This window comes from Pseudomonas sp. DE0157, assembly GCF_007678615.1.
Lineage (GTDB): Bacteria > Pseudomonadota > Gammaproteobacteria > Pseudomonadales > Pseudomonadaceae > Aquipseudomonas > Aquipseudomonas parafulva_B.
The window spans coordinates 81,122-102,595 of sequence record NZ_VEJN01000020.1 but is presented as its reverse complement, the minus strand read 5'-3'; the positions used below and the strand labels follow the sequence as shown (position 1 = coordinate 102,595).

The following is a 21,474-nucleotide window of genomic DNA, read 5'->3' as shown; positions in this document are numbered from 1 at the left end:
CCCAGCGCTTGACGGGCATCCATGCCCGTCACCTCCCTCCGCAAGCCCTGCGCTCGGCCTCCTGAAGTCGCGATCTGCGGCGCCTGAGCTACCGCGCGCTTAGAAGCAAAAGCCAAAGCAACGGCAACGGCAACGGCAACGGCAACGGCAACGGCAACGGCAACGGCAACGGCAACAGCAACAGCAACAGCAACAGCAACAGCAACGGCAACGGTACGGCAATTATCATGAGTGCGCAGCTATGGAGTTGACCAACGAACCCTCGACCCTAATTATTTGCAAGCCAATCAAATGTTTAGCCAGCCCCAATGTAAAGGTTGCCATTCACTACTTTAATCCCCCTCAAGCGGCATGTGAGTATCGAACGCATGACTCCCGCCCAGCCCAGCTCACCATCGTCCAACCGCCCTTCACCGTCGAAGCCCCGGACGCTGTGCGGCGAAAATCCGTTGGTGCATGTCATCCTCGCCTTTTGGGCATTGTGGCACTGCCGTCACGCGCGCCCGCCCGACACCTCGCTTACGCCTGCATGACCTCACCCGGCCTGCATTGGGCCGTTTGACCCAGCCGGGCCGCCTGCACAGGCAGGGGCCTGAGCGTTCGCGAGCGAATGATTATGCACTTTGCACCTGTGGAGCAGGCCAGCCAGTTTCTGGCCGCCAACCCCGATATCGATCTGTTCGAACTGTTCATCCTCGACGCCAACGGCGTGCCACGCGGCAAGCTGCTGCACCGTGATGAACTGCTGGCCGTGTACCAGACCGGCCGGCCATTACCCAGCACCATTCTCGGCCTGACCGTAAACGGCGACGACGTGGAAAACTCGGGCTTGGTCTGGGATGTCGGCGACATCGATTGCCGTGCCTACCCACTCGATGGCAGCCTGGTACGCCTGCCCTGGCGCCGGGTGCCGACCGCAGCGCTGCAAGTGAGCATGCACCCACACCAAGGCCTGCCGGCCAGCGTGGCCGATCCGCGTCATGTACTGTTGCGTACCGTCGAAGCCCTGAAGGCCGACGGGTACGACCCCGTGATGGCCTGCGAGCTGGAGTTCTACCTGCTCGACCAGCAGCGCGATGCCCATGGCCATCCGCAACCGGCGCTCGACCAGGACGGCGGACGCCCTCGCAGCACTCAGGTGTACGGGCTGCGAGAGCTGGAGCAGATCGAGCCGTTCCTGGCAGACCTGTATGCGGCCTGCAAGGCACAGGGCATACCGGCGCGTACGGCCATTTCGGAATACGCCCCAGGCCAAGTGGAGATTACCCTCGAACACGGTGATGCCGTGCAAGCGATGGACCAGGCAGTACGCTACAAGCGCCTGGTCAAAGGCATCGCCCACGCCCATGGCATGCAGGCCTGCTTCATGGCCAAGCCCTTCGGCCACTTGGCCGGTACCGGTATGCACATGCACCTGAGCCTGGCCGACAGCGCCGGCCGTAACCTGTTCGCCAGCGAAGATCCGGCCGGCACACCGCTGCTGCGTTACGCAGTGGCCGGCATGTTGCAGCACCTGCACGCGTCGCTGCTGCTGTTTTGCCCCAACGCCAACTCCTTCCGCCGCTTCCAGGCCAATAGCTACGCGCCCCTGTCGCCCACCTGGGGCGTGGACAACCGCACGGTCAGCCTGCGGGTGCCGGGCGGGCCGGCCAATAGCCGGCATGTTGAGCACCGTATCTGCGGGGCCGACGCCAATCCGTACCTGGCTGCCGCCGCCATGTTGGCCGCCAGTCACAGCGGCATACGTGATCAGCTCGACCCTGGCGCGCCGATTCAGGGCAATGGCTATGCCCAGGCGACCGAACACCTGCCAACTGACTGGCTCACCGCGCTGCAAGCCTTGGAGCAGTCGACCTGGGCCCGCGAAGCACTGGGCGATGCGTTTCTTGGCGTGTACCTGAAGGTCAAGCGCGCCGAATACCGGCAATTCATGGCCGAAGTCAGCGAACAGGACTGGCGCTGGTACCTGCACCAGGCCTGAGCCCCACACAGAACAAGGATTACCCATGAACGCAGCAGTGAACAAAGGCCCGGCGCAACGTGCGCCGTCCTACTACACCGCCACCCTCAACGACCTCACCACCTACCCCCAGCTCAAGGGCACCGTGCAGGTGGACGTGGCAATCATCGGCGCGGGCTTCACCGGCTTGGCAACGGCCGTGGAACTGGCCGAACGCGGCCTGAAAGTCGCGGTGGTCGAAGCCAACCGGGTGGGCTGGGGCGCCAGCGGGCGCAATGGTGGTCAAGTGACCGGCAGCCTGTCGGGTGACGAAGCCATGCGCGCACAGATGCGCAAGCGGCTGGGTAGCGACGTGGATGATTTCATCTGGCACCTGCGCTGGCGGGGCCACCAGATCATCGAGCAACGGGTGGCCCGCTATGGCATCGACTGCGACCTCAAGCACGGTCACCTGCACGCGGCCATGAAACCCTCGCACCTGGACGAGCTACGGGCTTTCCAGGCCCAGGCACAGCGCCATGGCATGGGTGATCAGGTCGAGCTGCTCGACCGCCAGGCGATGGCCGAACACCTGCAAAGCCCCCTGTACTTGGGCGCCCTGAAGAACCGGCGCAACCTGCACCTGCACCCGCTGAACCTGTGCCTGGGCGAAGCCCGCGCCGCCCACAGCCTGGGCGCGCTGATTTTCGAGCAGACCGAAGTGCTGGAAATCGTGCACGGCCCTCGCCCTGCCGTGGTGACGGCCGATGGGCGTGTGGACGCGCGCCAGGTGATGCTGGCAGGCGATGTCTATCACAAGCTGGAAAAGCGCCAGCTCAAGGGCAAGATATTCCCGGCCATGGGCGGCATCGTCACCACGGCGCCATTGGGCGAGCTGGCAGCGCAAATCAACCCGCAGGACCTTGCCGTCTATGATTGCCGATTCGTGCTGGACTACTATCGCCTGACGGCCGACAAGCGGCTGCTGTTCGGCGGCGGCGCCAACTACTCAGGGCGCGATTCGCGGGATATCGAAGCCGAACTGCGCCCGTGCATCGAGCGTACCTTCCCTGCCTTGAAGGGCGTGCCCATTGCGTTTCAATGGAGCTGCGCCATGGGTATCGTGGTCAATCGCATACCCCAAGTGGGCAAGCTTTCGGACCATGTCTGGTACTGTCAGGGCTACTCCGGGCACGGCATCGCCACCAGCCACATCATGGGCGAAATCATGGCTCAAGCCATGACCGGCACCCTGGAGCAATTCGACACCTTCGCCCAATGCAAGCATGTGCGTGTGCCGATGGGAGACGTGTTGGGCAACCCGCTCCTGGCAGCGGGCATGTGGTACTACCAGATGCTGGAAAAACTGCGCTGAAGCAAGGACCGCCCGCCCTGCGAGGCCTCGTCAAAAGGGGATGCAGGGCGGTGGCAGGCGGTGCGCGCCAGGTCAGGCGCTTTTCTTGAGGTTGAGCTTCTTGAGCTCTTCGTCGCGCAGTTCGCGACGCAGGATCTTGCCGACGTTGGTGGTCGGCAGGGTGTCGCGGAACTCGACCAGACGTGGCACCTTGTAGCCGGTGAGGTTGGCGCGCATGTGCTCCATCACCTGCTCTTTGGTCACCGTCATGCCAGGTTTGACCACGACGAAGACCTTGATCAGCTCCCCGGATTTTTCATCCGGAATGCCGATGGCCGCACACTGCGATACGCCAGGCACCGCCGCCAGCACGTCCTCGAGTTCATTGGGGTAGACGTTGAAGCCGGACACCAGAATCATGTCCTTCTTGCGGTCGACAATACGCATGTAGCCGTCAGGCTGAATCAGGGCGATGTCGCCAGTCTTGAGCCAGCCTTCGCTGTCGAGGATTTCGGCGGTGGCCTCCTCGCGCTGCCAGTAGCCCTTCATCACCTGAGGGCCCTTGACGCACAATTCGCCCACTTCGCCCAAGGGGAGCTCGTTGCCGGCGTCGTCGACGATCTTGCACAGCGTGGACGGCACCGGAATACCGATGGTGCCTACCTGGTTGGCCTGCGCGGGGTTCACGGCGGCCACCGGGCTGGTTTCGGTCATGCCATAGCCTTCGCAGATGGCGCAGCCCGTCACCGCACGCCAACGCTCGGCAACGCTCAGCTGCAGCGCCATGCCGCCAGATAGGGTGATCTTCAACGCCGAGAAGTCCAGGGCGCGGAACGCATCGCTGTTGCAAAGCGCCACGAACAGCGTATTGAGGCCCACGAAACCTGTGAACTTCCACTTGCCCAGTTCCTTGACCATGGCGGACAGGTCGCGGGGGTTGCTGATCAGCACGTTGTGGTTGCCGATCAGCATCATGGCCATGCAATGGAAGGTGAAGGCGTAGATGTGGTACAGCGGCAGCGGGGTGATAAGGATCTCGCACCCTTCCTGCAGGTTCGAGCCCATCAGCGCCCGGCACTGCAGCATGTTGGCCACCAGGTTGCGGTGGGTCAGCATGGCGCCCTTGGCCACACCGGTGGTGCCGCCGGTGTATTGCAACACGGCCACATCATTGGCTTGCGGGTTGGCCTCGGTCACCGGCTGGCCCTTGCCCAGGGCCAGGGCATCGTTGAAGCGCACGGCGCTGGGCAGGTGATAGGCCGGCACCATCTTCTTGACGTACTTGATCACGCTGTTGATCAGCAGCCGCTTGAGCGCAGGCAGCAGGTCTGCCACTTCGGTGACGATGACGTGCTTGACCTGGGTCTTGGGCACTACCTTCTCGGCCAGGTGCGCCATGTTCGCCAGGCACACCAGCGCTTTGGCGCCGGAGTCCTTGAACTGGTGCTCCATTTCCCGGGCGGTGTACAGCGGGTTGGTGTTGACCACGATCAGGCCGGCGCGCATGGCGCCAAATACCGCCACCGGGTACTGCAGCACGTTGGGCAGTTGCACCGCGATGCGATCACCGGGCTTTAGGTCGGTATGCTGTTGCAACCAGGCGGCAAAGGCACCGGAAAGGGTATACAACTCACCGTAGGTCAGGGTCTTGCCCAGGTTGCTGAAGGCCGGTTTGTCGGCAAAGCGCTGGCAGGATTGCTTGAGTACCGCCTGGATGTTGGGGAATTCGTCGGGATCGATCTGCGCCGCGATACCGGCCGGATACTTGTCCTTCCAAAAATGGTCGATCATGCAAGCCCACTCCTTCAGCAACAGCGAAGTTCGTTTCACGCGTCGAGGCGTTTATTATTGATATGAGATGACGGCCTGATGCAAACCAGATCATCTGAAAGCGGGCCGAGAGTAGCAGCTTTGCCGAGGGTCTACTAGAGCCCAAATCGGGCTTGACAGTCACAAAGGTGACTCAATGAATACTTCGGGTCACGTTTAGAGTATTTGACTTAATGAGCCGGTTAGGCCACCGGGATGTGCCGTGCGCCAGGCCCTGGCGCACGGCACATCTTCCTTGTCGCGGGCTATCGATTAGCTGGCGTCACGCAGTTCGCGCCGCAGGATCTTGCCCACCGGCGTCATCGGCAGCGCCTCGCGTAGCACGATCTGCTTGGGCACTTTGTAGCCGGTAAGGTTGGCCTTGCAATAGGCCTTGAGCTCCTCGACATCCACCCCCCCTTCGCGCGGCACCACGAACAACTTCACCGCTTCGCCAGAACGCTCGTCTGGCACGCCGATGGCGGCACAGTTGGCGACTTTGGGATGGCCCATGACCACCTCTTCGACTTCGTTGGGGTACACATTGAAGCCCGACACGATGATCATGTCCTTCTTGCGGTCGACGATACGAGTGAAACCGTCGGGGTCGATCACGGCAATGTCACCGGTTTTGAACCAGCCTTCGGCGTCCAGTGCCTCGGCCGTGGCGTCGGGTTGCTGCCAGTAGCCCTTCATGACCTGCGGGCCCTTGATGCACAGCTCACCGGGCTCACCCAGGGCCAGCTCGTTGCCGTCGGCATCGATCACCTTGAAAGCCGTGCCCACCACCGGGATGCCCACCGTGCCCAGCCGCGCCAGCGTGCCGTAGGGGTTGGTGCTGGCCACGGGGGACGTTTCGGTCAGGCCGTACCCTTCGACGATGCGGCAACCCGTCAGCTGTTCCCAGCGCTCGGCCGTGGCCTTGACCAGGGCAGTGCCGCCGGAGTTGGTGACCTTCAATGCAGAGAAATCGAGCTGGCGGAACCCGGGGTGGTCCATCAGCGCGACGAACAGGGTGTTGAGGCCCAGCAACGCAGAAAACCGCCACTTGCCCAGCTCCTTGATGAAGCCTGGTATGTCCCGCGGGTTGGTGATCAGCACGTTGTGGTTGCCGGTGACCATCATGCACATGCAGTTCGCGGTGAAGGCATAGATGTGATAGAGGGGCAACGGCGCGATCATCACCTCTTCGCCGTCCTTGAGTAGCTTCTGCCCGTCCGGCCCATGCTGGGAGAAACAGGCCAGCACCTGCAGCATGTTTGCCACCAGGTTACCGTGGGTGAGCATCGCGCCCTTGGCCAGCCCCGTCGTGCCGCCGGTGTACTGCAGCACGGCGATGTCACCCAGGCTCAAGGGCACAGGCATGGGCACGCTATCGCGGCCCTGGCGCAGTACCTGCTTGAACGACACGGCCTGGGGCAGCGCATAGGCTGGCACCATCTTCTTGAGCTTGTCGACCACGGTGTTGACCAGCCAGCCTTTGAGCGTAGGCAGCATGTCGCCCATCTTCGCCTCGATCAGGTACTCGATACCGGTATCGGGCAGGACCGTCTGCACACGCTTGCCGAACAGGTTCATGTACACCAGGGCCCGGGCGCCGCTGTCCTTGAACTGGTGGCGCATTTCGCGCTCGGTGTAAAGCGGGTTGGTGTTGACCACGATCAGCCCGGCGCGCATGGCGCCGAACACGGCGATGGGGTACTGGAGCACGTTGGGCATTTGCACCGCGATGCGGTCGCCCGGCTTGAGGTCGGTCTGTTGCTGCAGCCAGCAGGCGAAGGCGGCCGACAGACGATCGAGGTCGGCGTAGGTCAAGGTCACGCCCAAATTGCTGAAGGCCGGGCGATCGGCAAAGCGCTTGCAGGAGCGTTCGAACACCTCGACCACTGACGCGTAGGCCTGCATGTCCAGGGTGGAGGGCACGCCCGCCGGGCGCTTGTCATTCCAGAAGTCGGCTTGCATTTATTGTTGTTCCTCTGCCGGGACCTGCACTGCGTCCTGTAGTCCGAGTGCCTGCGCGCTGACTATGCACAGGCGTTGGTTCGACGTTAGCAGGTAAGCCAGGCACGGCCCAGTCGTCAGCGCCTGCCATTAACATTGTGAATCTTATTTGTGCCCTTCCTGCAATTTGCTCGACTGTGGGTACACTGACGTGGGCGCAAAATGTGATCCGGGTCCCCCCGGCAAGCGTCTCACCCGTCTGGCCGACGCCATGCGCGCGACCGGCATCCGACCTGTACTGCTTAAGGAAGCCCTGATGTCCCAGCTCAGCAACACGCCCTACGAAGCCCTAGAAGTCGGCCAGAAAGCCGAATACACGAAGTTGGTCGAGGAGCGCGACATCCAGCTGTTCGCCGCCATGTCCGGCGATCACAACCCGGTGCACCTGGACGCCGAGTTCGCGGCCAAGAGCATGTTCCGCGAGCGCATTGCCCATGGCATGTTCAGCGGCGCGTTGATCAGTGCGGCGGTGGCCTGCACGCTCCCAGGCCCTGGCACCATCTACCTGGGCCAGCAGATGAGCTTCCAGAAGCCGGTCAAGATCGGCGACACCCTGACGGTGCGCCTGGAAATCCTGGAAAAATTGCCCAAGTTCAAAGTGCGTATCGCCACCAACGTGTACAACCAGAACGACGAACTGGTCGTGGCAGGTGAAGCCGAGATCCTGGCACCGCGCAAGCAGCAGACCGTGGAACTGGTTTCCCCGCCGAACTTCGTGGCCAGCTGAGCACCGTCGTGCCCTCACGGCCGCCTGTGCACTGCACCCGGCTTTCAGCCCCGGAACAGCGGTTGCTCGACCACTTCTATCGCCAACAGGGTTCGCGCATGCGCGCCCCTGCGCAGGGCAAGCTCTGGGTGGCCAGGTCGCCGGGCATCATTGCTGGGTTGTCTCTGAGCGAGGTGGAGAGTGGTCAGTGGCTGACGGGGCTGTTCGTGGCGCCTGATCGGCGCTCGGAAGGCGTGGGTATGCAGTTGGTCGCAAAGGCTCTGGAGAACGCCTGTGGCAGTACGTGGTTGTTCTGCCATCCAACGCTTGCCAACTACTATGCACGCCAGGGGTTTGCGCCGGCTGGTGAGCTACCCCAGTCGCTGCGTGACAAGCTCCAGCGCTATCAGCGCAGCAAGGCCCTGATAGCGCTGGAGCGCACTGCCCATCCGGGGCAGTTCAGCGCGGGGTAGGTTCAACCCCCGCCGCTTCGTCAGCACTGGGGCGCTCCTGGCCCAGCACCTTGGGCTTTTCATCGTCGCGGGTGCCATCGAAGTCTTTTTCGCCTGGGTCCTTGCCCTCGGCCGACATGTGTTCAATCACCGCATTCATCTCCGCGCCCAGCAACAGCACGGCAGCCGAGATGTAGAAGTACAGCAGCAGCACGATGATTGCCCCGATGCTGCCATACATGGCGTTGTAGTCTGCAAACGTCTTCACGTAATAGGCAAAGCCCAGCGACGCGATGATCCACACTACAACCGCCAGCACCGAGCCCGGGGTAATGAAGCGGAATTTCTGCTCCACATCAGGCATGACGTAGTAAATAACCGCGACCGCGACCATCAGCAGAATCACGATCACCGGCCAGCGAAGGATGGTCCACAGGGTGACGATGAACTCTTCCATGCCGATCTGCGCCGCGATCCACTCCATCACCTGCGGGCCCAGCACCATCAGCGCCGCGGCCGCCAGCAGCATGCCTGCCAACCCAATGGTGTACAGCACCGACAGCGGGATACGCTTCCAGACCGGGCGACCTTCCGGCACGTCGTAGGCCGCGTTCATGGCGCTCATCATCAACCGCACACCGGCTGAAGCCGTCCACAGGGCAATGACGATACCCACCGACAGCAGGCCACCTTTGGACTGCTGGAGTTGGTCGATGACAGGGTTGACCTGCTCAAGGGCCTGGGGCGGCAAGACCAGCTCCGACTGCAAACGCAGCCAGGAGAAGAAGTCCGGCAGGTGCAGGAAACCGATCAGGGCAATGAGAAACAACAGGAAGGGGAACAACGAGAAAAGGGCCTGGTAGGCCAATGCCGAAGCATAGGTGGACATTTCATCATCGAGGAATTCGTTGACGGTGCGCACCAGTACGCGGTGCAAGGGTAAGCCCTGCAAGGCGGAAAAAATCATAGCGTCTCCTTTCGCCGCTTGATCGATCTGACGTTCAGTCTAATGGACCCTGCGCTTGGGGTGCTGCTCCCGGTAATCATGCAACGGCTTTAAATAATTCTGCCTGTTACCGCCCCCTGCTTCGAAACGCAGAGGACGGCTCGGCAGGCGTGAGTCATTACTTGGTCAGGTCGTCGACCTTGTTTTTCACGTCGCCTTTGACCTGTTGGCCTTCGCCCTTGATTTCCTGGGCCTTGCCTTCGCCTTTGAGTTTTTCGTTGTCAGTGAGGTTGCCAACACCTTGCTTGATGTTGCCCATTGCCTCGTTGGCCATACCTTTAATTTTGTCTCCAGTACCGCTCATGGCAAAACTCCTGTGAGGTAGCACGCGTATCGTGCCGACAGAAGGTTGACCCAGCCGCTTGCACAGGAGTTTCAAGAAATTTGCGTCAACAAGCCAAACGGTTACAAACGGTCGAAATACAGTCCCGTAAGGCTCCGTTGCGAGCCTCAAACCTTGCCCGGCAAGGTGCCACCCCTCACAATGCGGCCTTTGAAGGCTTCGACCCGCAGGAACCTGCATGAAACTCGACAAACCCGCTGCCATCGCCCGCCGCAACAGCACGTTGGCGCGCCCGGTACTGACCAGTGCCAACACGCTGTTCGCCATCCTCGACCCCAAGCGCAACCTGTGGTGGTTCGAGGTCCCGGTGGCCTTGCTCCGCAAGGGCCAGCCCGATTGGGTCAACCTGCTGTTGCACACCCCGCTGACCGATGAACTCCAGCACCTGAAGGTGCCGGTCAACTTCCTGCGGGCTCACCAAGAGCAGATGGAAGTGCGCAACCCTGGCAAGCGTCGCTCCACCATCAGTCTGGCCCTTAGCGCTGACCGCGACTCGCTGCTGCGCGACACTCGCCCCGGTGGTGATCAGCTGGACTTCAACACCTTCGTGCAGGGCTGATCAGGCTTTCTCGATCCGGTCGTCATGGATGACGATGCGGCCTTGCTTGAACAGCCCGCCGATGGCCTTCTTGAAATTGCCCTTGCTGACATTGAACAGCTTGCTGATCAATGCAGGGTCGCTCTTGTCGGAAACCGGCAGCACCCCACCCTCGGCGTCCAGGCGCGCCATGATCTGCTCCTGCAAGCTGTCGGACAGCGCAGCGCCCACTGGCTGCAGGCTGAGCGACACTTTGCCGTCAGCCCGCACTTCCTTGATGTAACCCTGCTCGTGCATGCCTGAGCGCAGGAACTTGAACACCTCGTTCTTGTGGATCAAGCCCCAGTGACGGTTGTTGATGATGGCCTTGAAACCCATCGGCGTTTCGCCGGCCACCAGCAGTTCCACCGGCTGCCCAGGCTTGTAGTCGGCAGGCGTGGTGTCGAGGTAGCGGTCCAGGCGCGAGGTGGCGGTGATGCGGCGGGTGCGCTTGTCCAGGTACACGTGCACCACGCAGTAGTCACCGATCTTCAGCGGCCGTGCCTCTTCGGAATACGGCATCAGCAGGTCCTTGGGCAGACCCCAGTCCAGGAAGATGCCCGCACCATTGATGTCCTTGACCTTGAGGCTGGCGAACTCGCCCACCTGCACCTTGGGCTTCTCGGTGGTGGCGATCAGCTGGTCTTCGCTGTCGAGGTAGATGAACACGTTCAGCCAGTCATCGACTTCAGTCTCGGCACCCTTGGGAATGTAACGGGACGGCAGCAGGATTTCCCCGTCGGCACCGCCGTCCAGGTACAGGCCGAAGTCCACGTGCTTAACAATTTGCAAACTGTTGTAACGCCCAAGCAGAGCCATTTTCGAACATCCTCAAGTCAAGGCGGCTATTTTCCGGATAGACCCGCCCTGGTGTCAAAGCCTGCGGTCGGTTCATCGCCATCCAGGCCTCCACGCGCCATCCGGTGGAACCGCAGGTGTTGTGCTGCGTCTACCCATTGGCTGCCACTGCAAGGACCCGCACATGCCTGCACGCCTGCTCAAAGTCCTGTCGATCTGCCTGGGTTTCGCCCTGCTGCTGGGTGCTTGCAGCCGCATCGACCTGGCCTATCGCAACCTCGATCGCCTGGTGCCCTGGTCGCTCGGCGACTACCTGGACATGAACCGTGAGCAGAAAACCCTGCTCGATGATCGCCTCCGGCAGCACCTGGCATGGCATTGCCAGACGCAACTGCCCGGCTACCTCGACTGGCTGGACCGCCTGCGCACCATGGTGGCCGATAACCAGGTCACCGACCAGGCGCTGCAGCAGCGCACCGAGGAGGCCCGCGAGGCAATTGGCCGGATCGCGGCCGAAATCACGCCGTCGGCCACCGAGTTGCTGCAAGGCATGAGCGATGCGCAGGTGGCCGAGATGCGCGATGCATTTCGTGACGATATTGCCCAGCGGCGCAAGGAATATGTCGACACCCCCCTGCCCCGCCAGATCAGCGAGCGCGCCGAGCGCATGGAAAAGCGCCTCAAGCCCTGGTTCGGCGAGCTGACCGAGGTCCAGAAGCAACGGGTCGGCGCCTGGTCCCGCGCCTTGGGTGACCAGAACAGCGAATGGATACGCAATAGGGCCCATTGGCAGCAACAACTGCTGCTGGCGGTGGAACAACGCCACGAGCCAGGCTTCCCGGAACGGGTCGCGACCTTGCTGCAAAACAAGGAAAGCCTGTGGACAGCCGACTATCGCCAAGCCTTCCAGAACACCGAACGGCAAGCCCGCAGTCTGGTGGTGGACCTGGTGCAGCAGAGCACCCCCGCCCAACGCCAGGTGCTGCTGGAGCGGCTGACCAAGGTGCGCAGCGACTTCAGCGCCTTGAAGTGCCTGCGCGGGGCTTGAACAGACCACGCCAGGGCACTGGCTGAACTTCATTGGGCAAGAAAGCGCAAGAATCCACCGGCCTGCTGACGTACACTCGCGCCCCTGCCAAGCCTCTGGAGACTTTCGTGAGCCCCACCGCCCTAGCCCGCCTGCTAACCCTTGCTGCCGTATGGGGCGCGAGCTTTCTGTTCATGCGCATCATTGCCCCTGTACTGGGCACCGTGCCGACGGCCTTCTTCCGTGTCTCCATCGCCTGCCTGGGCTTGATCGCACTGCTCGGCGCTGCGCGCATACGCTGGGATTTTCAAGGGAAACTAGGCGCCTGCCTGGTGCTGGGCATGATCAACTCGGGCATTCCGGCCACCTTTTATTCTGTGGCAGCCCAGGTGCTGCCAGCCGGTTATTCGGCCATCTTCAATGCCACGACGCCCTTGATGGGCGTGCTGATCGGCGTGTTGTTCTTCAAGGAACCCATGACGTTGGCCAAGTTGTGCGGCATTTTCCTGGGCCTGTTCGGCGTGGGCATCCTGAGCGGTGCGGGGCCTGTAGCCCTTGATGCAGCCCTGTTGCAAGGCGCCCTGGCGTGCCTGGCGGCCACGACCTGCTATGGCTTTGCCGGCTACCTGGCCCGCCGCTGGGTGAGCGGCCTGGACAGCCGCCTGTCGGCCCTGGGCAGCATGCTCGGCGCGACCCTGCTGCTTACCCCGTTGTTCGCTTGGAGCGCCCTTACCCAGCCACCTGCCAGCTGGGGCGGCTGGCAGGTCTGGGGCTCACTGGTGGGGCTTGGCCTGTTGTGCACGGCGTTCGCCTACATCCTGTACTTCCGCCTGCTGGCCGAAATCGGCCCGGTCAAGGCCAGTACGGTGACCTTCATGATCCCCGTGTTCGGGGTGCTGTGGGGGGCCTGGCTGCTGAATGAGCCGTTGTCGATGGCCCACCTGTACGGCGGCCTGCTGATCGGCGTGGCCCTGTGGCTGGTGCTGCGCCCGGCACGGCGCCGAGGCGCTGCATGAACGGCGTCTACAGGAAAGTGCTGTTCCCGCTGCAGCAGGACCCCAATGGCTATCCGCCGGCATCGGTGGAAGGGCTATGGGCCAGGGCCGTCGACGACGGTTACGTGATCGACAACATCCCGTTCCATGTCTACGGCATCGCCCCAGGTGACGTGATCTGCACCCATGAGCAGGCAGGCCAACACTGGTTTGCCCAGTTGCTGCGCAGCAGTGGCAGCTCGGTGTTCCGGGTTCGGGTCAAGCCGCCCGAGACACTGGAGCAGGTAAGCGAAGCCCTGGTCGAGTTCGGGTGCACCTGTGAAAGCGAACCTGCGGTGAAGATGCTGGCGGTCGCCGTCCCACCGGCACGAACGCTCGACACCCTGCTGTATTACCTGATCACCCAGCGTGAAGCGGGTTTCCTGGACTTCGAGGAAGGGGTGCTGCGCCACTGCGTCGCCCAAGAATTTCGCCAGGGGTAAAGGGCAACTGCCTTGCAGGCGCCCTACCCTGTCGAGGGCGCCGTCAGAACAACCAGCGGTACAGCAGATAGGCTACGACCGCGGCCAGTATCGGTCGCAACACGCGGTAAGCCTTGGGGTTGGCACGCTTGAACTGCTTGACGCGTGTGCTCAGCTTGTTGCTGAACCGCTTGCTCCAGGCGTAGGCCTGGTTGATCCCGCCCACGCGTTCATCGTCTGTATTCTGCGGTGCAGTGGCGCGGCCCAGAAATGCGCTGACCTTGCGGTTGACGCGGGTCATGAACGGGCTGTTCAGGGGACGCTCCACGTCGCAGAACAGAATCACCCGGGTCACGTCGGTCTCGTTCTTGACCCAGTGCACGTAGGTCTCGTCGAACATCACGTCCTGACCGTCGCGCCAGGCATAGGGTTGGCCGTCCACATAAATGCGGCAGGCATCGGAGTTGGGCGTGGAGAGACCCAGGTGATAGCGCAGGGAACCTGCAAACGGATCACGGTGCGGGTTCAGGTGGCTGCCGCCGGGCAGCAGGGCGAACATCGCCCCTTTGACGTTGGGGATGCTGCTGACCAGCTCGACGGTTCGCGGGCACAGGGCTTCGGCAGACGGCAGGGGTTTGTCGTACCACTTCAGGTAGAAGCGCTTCCAGCCTTTCTTGAAGAACGAACCGAAACCGGCGTCGTTGTCCTTTTCGGCTGCGCGGATATAACCCTCGTCGAACAGGCGCATGGCCTCCTCGCGTATTTCCTGCCAGTTGTCCTTGAGCACGTCCAGCTCCGGGAAGCGTTGACGGTCCAGGTACGGCTTGGACGGCACGCCCGAAAACAGGTACATCAACGCATTGTAGGGGGCGAACAGCGCCGAATGGTTGACGAACTGGCGCAACACCGGCAGGCGGGCCTTGCCGCGCAGGTGGACGAACAGCACGCTGCCGAAGAACACCAGCAGCACACCTGCCTTGGCGAGGAAGGAAACGGTCATGCAACACTCCTAGGGCGGGACACAGGCCAGCGCTGCCTGTTCCGGGGGAAAATCATCCGGGCATCATAAACCTATCGCGCCCAGGCACAAACCACCTGGGCGCAACGATACGGATGAAGATTGTGCAATGAAGCCTGTTACCAGGTATTGCTTCGGGTCACCGCCTAGGCAGGTTATTGCTGGGTTTCCTGCTCGCTGAACAGGTCGCTGAACAGCATGCTGGACAAGTAACGCTCGCCTGAGTCAGGCAGAATCACCACGAGGGTCTTGCCCTGCATTTCCGGCTTTTCTGCAAGGCGCACGGCAGCGGCCATCGCGGCACCGCAGGAAATACCACACAGGATGCCTTCTTCCTGCATCAGACGGATAGCCATGGCCTTGGCTTCGTCGTCGCCCACCGTCATGACCTGGTCGATGATCGACAGGTCGAGGTTCTTCGGCACGAAGCCCGCGCCGATGCCTTGGATCTTGTGCGGCGTGGGCGTCAGCGCCTCGCCTGCCAGGGTCTGGGTGATCAGCGGCGAGGAAATGGGCTCGACCGCCACCGAGGTGATCGCCTTGCCCTGGGTGTGCTTGATATAGCGCGAGATACCGGTGATGGTGCCGCCAGTGCCGACACCGGCAACCACCACATCCACGGCGCCATCGGTATCGTTCCAGATCTCCGGGCCTGTGGTCTTTTCGTGGATGGCCGGGTTGGCAGGGTTTTCGAACTGCCCAGGCATGAAGTACTGCTCGGGGTTGGAGGCGACGATTTCGTTGGCTTTCTCGATGGCGCCCTTCATGCCCTTGGCAGGTTCGGTGAGCACCAGTTCGGCGCCAAGGGCCTTGAGCACCTTGCGCCGCTCCAGGCTCATGGAGGCCGGCATGGTCAGCATGAGCTTGTAGCCCCGGGCGGCAGCGACGAAGGCAAGGCCAATACCGGTGTTGCCCGAGGTGGGTTCGACGATGGTCATGCCGGGCTTGAGCTTGCCGCTGCTCTCGGCGTCCCAGACCATGTTCGCGCCGATGCGGCATTTGACCGAATACCCTGGGTTGCGCCCTTCGATCTTGGCCAGAATGGTCACGCCGCGTGGCGCGAGGCGGTTGATCTGCACCAGGGGCGTGTTGCCGATGGAGTGGGCGTTGTCTGCGTATATACGGCTCATGGCAGGGTCCTTGGCATGATGAAGACACGGAAAGACCCCAAGGGTAAGCCCCGGCCTCAAGGCCCGTAAAGCCTCTTCGAACTCCGGTGCAGACCCTGCGGTCAACCACACACCTTGCCCTGGAGAACTGCCATGAGAGCCCGCTATCGCTGGCCGCTGATCGCCCTCGGCAGCCTCATCGTGCTGCTGGTGGCCTTGCAGCTTGCCCTGCCCTACCTGGTGCGTGACTACCTCAATGAAAAACTGGCCGACATGGGCGACTACCGGGGGCAGGTCAGCGATGTGGACCTGGCTTGGTGGCGCGGCGCCTATACCGTCAACGGGCTGAAGATCGTCAAGACCACGGGCAAGGTGCCGGTGCCCTTTCTCAACGCCCCGGTGATCGACATCTCGGTCAGCTGGCATTCGTTGTGGTACGACCGCGCCGTGGTGGCCGAAGTGGCTTTCCTGCGCCCGGAGCTGAATTTTGTCGATGGCGACGACAAGCAAAATTCCCAAACCGGTCAGGGCACTGACTGGCGTCAGCAACTGGACAAGCTGCTGCCCATCACGCTCAACGAAGTGGTGATCGACGACGGGGTGCTGACCTTCCGCAACTTCAGCTCCAAGCCCCCGGTCACGCTCAAGGCGACGCAGCTGCAGGCCAGCATTCGCAACCTCACCAACATCCGCGACGAAGCCGGCCGACGCGACGCCAGCTTCGAAGCCCGTGCCCTGGTCGCAGGCGATGCCAAGGTCGAGAGCCGTGCCACCTTCGACCCGTTCAGCGATTTCGACGACTTTGAGTTCCGCCTGCGTGCCACCGGCATCGAGCTGCGACGACTCAACGACTTTGCCAGTGCTTATGGCAAGTTCGACTTCAAAGCTGGCCATGGCGATGTGGTCATCGAGGCCGAGGCCACCAATGGCCGCCTGAACGGCTACATCAAGCCCCTGCTGCGCGACGTCGAGGTATTCGATTGGCAACAGGACGTGGAGGACAAGGACAAGGGCCTGTTCCGCTCGGTCTGGGAGGCGCTGGTGGGGGCCACCGAAACCGTGCTCAAGAACCAGCCGAAAAACCAGTTCGCCACGCGCGTTGAGCTCAGTGGCAGCGTGCGCAGGCAGAACATCAGTGCGTTCGAGGCCTTCCTGCAGATCCTGCGCAATGGATTCGTGCAGGCGTTCAGTGCGCGCTATGAACGCAGCGCGCCGGATTCCGACTAAGGCGCAGTGACGAGACATTCGGGGACTGAATACGCGGTCTGCGTTTTCAGTCGTCGTACCCCCGCGTTATAGTCGGGCCCACCATCACACCCTGTGTTGGCCACCTGAGCGCCAGCCTGCCGCCCACACCAAGGGCGGCTGACAGGCTGGCTGCACATCGGCCCGCAAGCCCAAGCAGAGGAAAGACCCCATGAAGTTCGAAGGCACGGGTGACTATGTCGCCACGGACGACCTGAAACTGGCCGTCAATGCGGCCATCACCCTCGAGCGCCCGCTGTTGGTCAAGGGTGAGCCTGGTACCGGCAAGACCATGCTGGCCGAGCAGTTGGCAGCTTCGTTCGGGGCGCGCCTGATTACCTGGCACATCAAGTCCACAACCAAGGCCCACCAGGGCTTGTACGAATACGATGCCGTCAGCCGCCTGCGCGACTCCCAGCTGGGTGTGGACAAGGTCCACGACGTACGCAACTACCTGAAAAAAGGCAAGTTGTGGGAGGCCTTCGAGGCCCAGGAGCGGGTGATCCTGCTGATTGACGAGATCGACAAGGCCGATATCGAATTCCCCAACGACCTGTTGCAGGAACTCGACAAGATGGAGTTCTACGTCTATGAAATCGACGAGACCATCAAGGCCAGGCAGCGCCCGATCATCATCATCACGTCCAATAACGAAAAGGAGCTGCCGGATGCTTTCCTGCGCCGCTGCTTCTTCCACTACATCGCCTTCCCCGACCGGGCCACGCTGCAACGCATCGTGGATGTGCACTACCCCAACATCAGCCAGTCGCTGGTGAGCGAGGCGCTGGACGTGTTCTTCGACGTGCGCAAGGTACCGGGCCTGAAGAAAAAGCCTTCTACGTCCGAACTGGTCGACTGGCTGAAGCTGCTGATGGCCGACAATATTGGCGAAGCGGTACTGCGCGAGCGCGACCCGACCAAGGCCATCCCTCCGCTGGCCGGGGCGCTGGTGAAAAATGAGCAGGATGTGCAGCTGCTCGAGCGCCTGGCCTTTATGAGCCGGCGCGGCAACCGCTGAGGGAGCCGGGGCCATGTTGCTCAACCTGTTCAACGAAATGCGCGCGGCGAAGGTGCCGGTGTCGGTGCGCGAACTGCTCGACCTGCACCATGCCTTGCAACGGCATGTGGTGTTCGCCGACATGGACGAATTCTACTACCTGGCCCGCGCCATCCTGGTGAAGGACGAACGCCATTTCGACAAGTTCGACCGGGCCTTCGCCGCTTACTTCAACGGCCTGGAGAACCTGGATCGACACATCGAGGCGTTGATCCCTGAGGACTGGCTGCGCAAGGAATTCGAGCGCTCGTTGACCCCTGAGGAGCGCGCGCAGATCCAGTCACTGGGTGGGCTGGACAAGCTGATCGAGGCGTTCAAGCAGCGCCTGCAGGAGCAAAAGGAGCGCCACGCAGGCGGCAACAAGTGGATTGGCACCGGTGGCACCAGCCCGTTCGGCTCGGGTGGGTACAACCCCGAAGGTATCCGCGTGGGCGATGCTGGCGAGCGCCAGGGCAAGGCAGTGAAGGTCTGGGACCAGCGCGAGTACAAGAATCTGGACGATCAGGTGGAGCTGGGTACGCGCAACATCAAGCTGGCCCTGCGGCGCCTGCGCAAGTTCGCCCGCCAAGGCGCTGCCGAAGAGCTGGACATCGATGGCACTATCGACCATACCGCACGCGATGCGGGGCTGCTGAACATCCAGATGCGCCCGGAGCGGCGCAACACGGTGAAATTGCTCCTGCTGTTCGACATCGGTGGCTCGATGGATGCCCATGTCAGGGTCTGCGAGGAGCTGTTCTCGGCCTGCAAGACCGAGTTCAAGCACATGGAATACTACTACTTTCACAACTGCGTGTACGAGACGGTCTGGAAGAACAACTTGCGGCGCACGTCGGAGCGTTATTCCACGTTCGACCTGCTGCACAAGTACGGCGAGGACTACAAGGTCGTGTTCGTCGGGGACGCAGCCATGGCCCCTTACGAAATCACCCAGCCGGGCGGCAGCGTGGAGCATTGGAACGAGGAAGCCGGGTATGTCTGGATGCAGCGCATCATGGCCAAGTTCCGCAAGGTCATCTGGATCAACCCATACCCCCGCCAGGCCTGGGGTTACACCGCTTCTACCCAGCTGGTGCGTGAACTGATCGAGGACCGGATGTATCCACTGACCTTGCAGGGGTTGGAGGATGGGATGCGGTATCTGTCGAAGTAAAGCCGCAAAGTCACGCCCCCTGTAGGAGCGGCCTCGCCGGGGCGCCGCTCAACAACACGTGCCAGCGTTCCAGATACGCCTGCTGCTCCCGCCATGCCTGCTCCTGCATTACCGGCCGCAATCGCACCTTCGCCCCTGGCATGCACTGTGCCAGTTGTGCCAGTGCCAGGGGCGTCAGCGCCCCCAGGCGGGGATAACCGCCGATGGTCTGGCGATCATTGAGCAACACGATCGGCTGCCCATCGGGCGGGACCTGGACGGCGCCAAGGGGAATGCCTTCGGAGATCATGGCCGGGCCTTGATAAACCAGAGGCGGGCCAAGCAGGCGGATGCCCATGCGGTCGGCACGGGTGTCCAGCGTCCAGTCGCAGTTGAAGGCATCGAACAGACTAAGGCCAGCAAAGTCGCCGATCTGCGCGCCAATCACCAGGTCCAAGGTGGGCTTGACCACATACTCAGGACGCAGGTGACCAGGCACTTCGCGGATCGGTGTGGCTGTACCGGCAAAACTCAAGCATTGGCCTTCACGCAACACGCCGCCCTGGCCATCGACCCCGCCCAGCCCCTCGCGCACGACCGTGGCACAACTGCCCATCACAGGCTCGGCATCGAAACCGCCCGGTGCGGCCAGATAAGCGCGAGCGCCCTGCCGAGGTTGTCTGAGGGTAAGGCGCTGCCCCTTCGTCAGGGTGAAACTGCGCCAAGGGGCCAAGTAGTGCTCGTCGATGTGCGCGTCCAGGTCGGCCCCGGCCAGCGCCAGTACACAATCGTGCTGCGCCACCACGCTGAATCCACCCAAGGCAACCTCTACGACGGGAGCCTGCAGAGCGTTGCCCAGCAACCCGTTGGCCCAGTGCATCGCGACCCAATCCAAAGCGCCGCCCTGGGTGACCCCAAGGTGCCTCACGCCAAATCGGCCTGCATCCTGTAGCGCACACAGCGGTGTGCTGGCCTCGACTCGCAAATGCTTCATGCCTGTGCCTCCTCATCACCGCCCAACGCCAGAAACGCCTGCCGCGTCACCGAGACGAAGCGGACGCGGTCGCCCGGTTGCAGCAGGCTGTAGCCGTCCCGCTCACGGTCGAACAACCGCACCGGCGTACGCCCGATCAGGTTCCAGCCACCGGGGGAAGCGGCCGGGTACGCAGCGGTCTGGCGCTCGGCAATGCCGACACTGCCCGCTGCCACCTGCTTGCGCGGGGTGCTTAGCCTCGGGGTGGCCAGCCGTTCGTCCACCAGCCCCATGAACGCGAAACCCGGCGCGAACCCCAGGGCGAACACCGGGTAGTCACGTTCACTGTGCAAGCGCACGACCTCAGCCTCGCTCAGGCCTGCCCGGCGGGCCAGCACGGGCAACTCCGGGCCGACGCTGGCGTGGTACCACACCGGTATCTCGTGCAGGCAGCCGGTGTTCTCAGTGCCAGGCTGCAGCCCTTCAAGGGCTTGCACGATCAGGCAGCGTGCATCGGCCGGCGGCAGGTCGAAATGCACCATGAGGGTGGTGTAGGACGGCACCAGGTCGCGCAAGTGCGCACCAAAAGCCGCTTGCAAGCGCTGACTGGCGGCAAGCACCCAAGGCATGTTGGCTTCCTCGATACGCTCGAACAGACGCACCATCAGGCAATCGATGCCGACCACTTCGATGCGTGGGGTCATGCTGATCTGATCCCATCGAGTGCCTGGCGGATCTGCCGAACTGCCGTCACAGAGCTGTCGTTGTCCCCATGCACGCACAGCGTTTGGGCTTTGAGCAGCAGTCCAGTGCCATCACTGGCCAGCAGTGCTTCGCCGCGGGCCAGCTTTACGGCTTGCTCGACCACTTGCGCCGGGTCGTGATGCACGGCGCCCGGCAGGCGTCGCGACACCAGGTGGCCGCTGGCGGTGTAGGCCCGATCGGCAAACGCCTCGAACCAGAGCGGTACGCCGATTTCAGTACCCAGCGCCTGGGCCGCCCCATTGTCGGCCGTAGCCATGAGCATCAGCGGCAGGCCACTGTCATAGGCCGCCACGGCCTCCAGCACCGTGCGCAGGATCAATGGGTCGGCCATCATGTCGTTGTACAACGCACCGTGGGGTTTTACGTAGGCGACGCGTGTGCCCTGGGCCTTGCAGATGCCATCGAGCGCGCCGATCTGGTAGTGCAGCAGGTCACGGATTTCTTCGGCACTGCACGCCAGGCTGCGCCGGCCGAAGCCGACCAGGTCCGGGTAGGCCGGGTGTGCGCCAATGGTTACCCCGTGTTCCAGCGCCAGCGCCACGGTGCGGCGCATGATGCCGGGGTCACCGGCGTGGTAGCCGCAGGCAATGTTGGCACAGTCGATGTAGGGCATGACCTCGGCATCCAGGCCCATGCGCCAGCTGCCGAAGCTTTCGCCCATGTCGCAGTTGAGTAACAGGCGTTGCACCACGGTGTACCCCTTGTCG

At 62.6% G+C, this 21,474-nt stretch carries 22 protein-coding genes; 11 read left to right on the top strand and 11 right to left on the bottom strand.

All coding sequences use genetic code 11. The features are described from left to right. Positions 1-88: 88 nt before the first annotated feature. Entirely contained in the window at positions 89-229 is a 141-nt protein-coding gene (locus FS777_RS21500; protein ID WP_178091300.1) for a hypothetical protein, read from the bottom strand. Positions 230-616: 387 nt separating this feature from the next. Between FS777_RS21500 and FS777_RS19955 the strand changes: the two genes are divergently transcribed. Then, entirely contained in the window at positions 617-1,981 is a 1,365-nt protein-coding gene (locus tag FS777_RS19955) for a glutamine synthetase family protein (RefSeq protein ID WP_145257287.1), read from the top strand. 25 nt (positions 1,982-2,006) lie between these two features. After that, on the top strand, positions 2,007-3,314 hold the full coding sequence (locus tag FS777_RS19950; protein ID WP_145257284.1) for an FAD-binding oxidoreductase: 1,308 nt from the start codon (positions 2,007-2,009) through the stop codon (positions 3,312-3,314). A gap of 72 nt (positions 3,315-3,386) precedes the next feature. On the opposite strand, the gene fadD1 is transcribed toward FS777_RS19950, so the two are convergent. Both fadD1 and fadD2 read right to left on the bottom strand, forming a co-directional pair. Beyond that, positions 3,387-5,084 carry a long-chain-fatty-acid--CoA ligase FadD1 gene (gene fadD1, locus FS777_RS19945; RefSeq protein WP_078478928.1) on the bottom strand — a complete coding sequence of 566 codons (1,698 nt, stop codon included), beginning with the start codon at positions 5,082-5,084 and terminating at the stop codon, positions 3,387-3,389. A 291-nt stretch (positions 5,085-5,375) separates the two neighbouring features. Next, a complete protein-coding gene (fadD2, locus tag FS777_RS19940) occupies positions 5,376-7,064 on the bottom strand; it encodes a long-chain-fatty-acid--CoA ligase FadD2 (protein WP_145257280.1) in 1,689 nt (562 codons plus the stop codon). A 295-nt stretch (positions 7,065-7,359) separates the two neighbouring features. On the opposite strand from fadD2, the gene FS777_RS19935 reads away from it, so the two are divergent. Further along, positions 7,360-7,830 (top strand): MaoC family dehydratase, encoded by a 471-nt coding sequence (locus FS777_RS19935; protein ID WP_058604229.1) that lies wholly within the window; start codon positions 7,360-7,362, stop codon positions 7,828-7,830. Between the two features lie 62 nt (positions 7,831-7,892). Further along, the gene (locus tag FS777_RS19930) at positions 7,893-8,282 is read left to right on the top strand and encodes a GNAT family N-acetyltransferase (RefSeq protein WP_058604228.1); all 390 of its coding nucleotides are present in this window, start codon (positions 7,893-7,895) and stop codon (positions 8,280-8,282) included. Here the strand turns inward: FS777_RS19930 and FS777_RS19925 are convergent. Next, a complete protein-coding gene (locus FS777_RS19925) occupies positions 8,269-9,228 on the bottom strand; it encodes a YihY/virulence factor BrkB family protein (RefSeq protein ID WP_078478930.1) in 960 nt (319 codons plus the stop codon). The genes FS777_RS19930 and FS777_RS19925 overlap by 14 nt on opposite strands. Before the next feature lie 157 nt (positions 9,229-9,385). Further along, the gene (locus tag FS777_RS19920; protein ID WP_049695592.1) at positions 9,386-9,571 is read right to left on the bottom strand and encodes a CsbD family protein; all 186 of its coding nucleotides are present in this window, start codon (positions 9,569-9,571) and stop codon (positions 9,386-9,388) included. A 217-nt stretch (positions 9,572-9,788) separates the two neighbouring features. Between FS777_RS19920 and FS777_RS19915 the strand changes: the two genes are divergently transcribed. Then, positions 9,789-10,169, top strand: a complete 381-nt coding sequence (locus tag FS777_RS19915; RefSeq protein ID WP_058604226.1) for a hypothetical protein — start codon at positions 9,789-9,791, stop codon at positions 10,167-10,169. On the opposite strand, the gene FS777_RS19910 is transcribed toward FS777_RS19915, so the two are convergent. Then, a complete protein-coding gene (locus FS777_RS19910) occupies positions 10,170-11,006 on the bottom strand; it encodes a S1 RNA-binding domain-containing protein (RefSeq protein ID WP_145257277.1) in 837 nt (278 codons plus the stop codon). 163 nt (positions 11,007-11,169) lie between these two features. Between FS777_RS19910 and FS777_RS19905 the strand changes: the two genes are divergently transcribed. The 3 genes from FS777_RS19905 to FS777_RS19895 all read left to right on the top strand — a co-directional run bounded on the left by FS777_RS19905 (position 11,170) and on the right by FS777_RS19895 (position 13,489). Beyond that, positions 11,170-12,033 (top strand): DUF6279 family lipoprotein, encoded by an 864-nt coding sequence (locus FS777_RS19905; RefSeq protein ID WP_058604224.1) that lies wholly within the window; start codon positions 11,170-11,172, stop codon positions 12,031-12,033. A 107-nt stretch (positions 12,034-12,140) separates the two neighbouring features. Next, positions 12,141-13,028 (top strand): DMT family transporter, encoded by an 888-nt coding sequence (locus FS777_RS19900; RefSeq protein WP_058638079.1) that lies wholly within the window; start codon positions 12,141-12,143, stop codon positions 13,026-13,028. After that, a complete protein-coding gene (locus tag FS777_RS19895) occupies positions 13,025-13,489 on the top strand; it encodes a DUF4265 domain-containing protein (RefSeq protein ID WP_078478933.1) in 465 nt (154 codons plus the stop codon). Before FS777_RS19900 ends, FS777_RS19895 begins: the two co-directional genes overlap by 4 nt. 43 nt (positions 13,490-13,532) lie before the next feature. Here FS777_RS19895 and FS777_RS19890 read toward each other — a convergent pair whose 3' ends face one another. Continuing rightward, positions 13,533-14,468, bottom strand: a complete 936-nt coding sequence (locus FS777_RS19890) for an aspartyl/asparaginyl beta-hydroxylase domain-containing protein (protein ID WP_145257274.1) — start codon at positions 14,466-14,468, stop codon at positions 13,533-13,535. Between the two features lie 173 nt (positions 14,469-14,641). Next, positions 14,642-15,616, bottom strand: coding sequence for a cysteine synthase A (cysK, locus tag FS777_RS19885; RefSeq protein ID WP_058638065.1), 975 nt, complete (start codon positions 15,614-15,616; stop codon positions 14,642-14,644). A gap of 132 nt (positions 15,617-15,748) precedes the next feature. Between cysK and FS777_RS19880 the strand changes: the two genes are divergently transcribed. The 3 genes from FS777_RS19880 to FS777_RS19870 all read left to right on the top strand — a co-directional run bounded on the left by FS777_RS19880 (position 15,749) and on the right by FS777_RS19870 (position 19,050). Beyond that, positions 15,749-16,822 (top strand): DUF748 domain-containing protein, encoded by a 1,074-nt coding sequence (locus FS777_RS19880; protein ID WP_145257271.1) that lies wholly within the window; start codon positions 15,749-15,751, stop codon positions 16,820-16,822. A 190-nt stretch (positions 16,823-17,012) separates the two neighbouring features. Further along, positions 17,013-17,858, top strand: coding sequence for a MoxR family ATPase (locus FS777_RS19875; RefSeq protein WP_023534935.1), 846 nt, complete (start codon positions 17,013-17,015; stop codon positions 17,856-17,858). Positions 17,859-17,871: 13 nt separating this feature from the next. Continuing rightward, complete coding sequence (locus tag FS777_RS19870; RefSeq protein ID WP_078478936.1) at positions 17,872-19,050, top strand: VWA domain-containing protein; 1,179 nt, start codon at positions 17,872-17,874, stop codon at positions 19,048-19,050. A 10-nt stretch (positions 19,051-19,060) separates the two neighbouring features. Here the strand turns inward: FS777_RS19870 and FS777_RS19865 are convergent, their stop codons facing one another. Genes FS777_RS19865 through FS777_RS19855 form a run of 3 tightly spaced genes read right to left on the bottom strand, consistent with a single transcriptional unit; the run spans position 19,061 to position 21,455 of the window. Then, entirely contained in the window at positions 19,061-20,023 is a 963-nt protein-coding gene (locus tag FS777_RS19865) for a biotin-dependent carboxyltransferase family protein (protein ID WP_145257268.1), read from the bottom strand. Further along, positions 20,020-20,706 carry a 5-oxoprolinase subunit PxpB gene (gene pxpB / locus FS777_RS19860; protein ID WP_145257264.1) on the bottom strand — a complete coding sequence of 229 codons (687 nt, stop codon included), beginning with the start codon at positions 20,704-20,706 and terminating at the stop codon, positions 20,020-20,022. Before pxpB ends, FS777_RS19865 begins: the two co-directional genes overlap by 4 nt. Next, on the bottom strand, positions 20,703-21,455 hold the full coding sequence (locus FS777_RS19855) for a 5-oxoprolinase subunit PxpA (RefSeq protein WP_372239224.1): 753 nt from the start codon (positions 21,453-21,455) through the stop codon (positions 20,703-20,705). Before FS777_RS19855 ends, pxpB begins: the two co-directional genes overlap by 4 nt. Positions 21,456-21,474 lie beyond the last annotated feature (19 nt).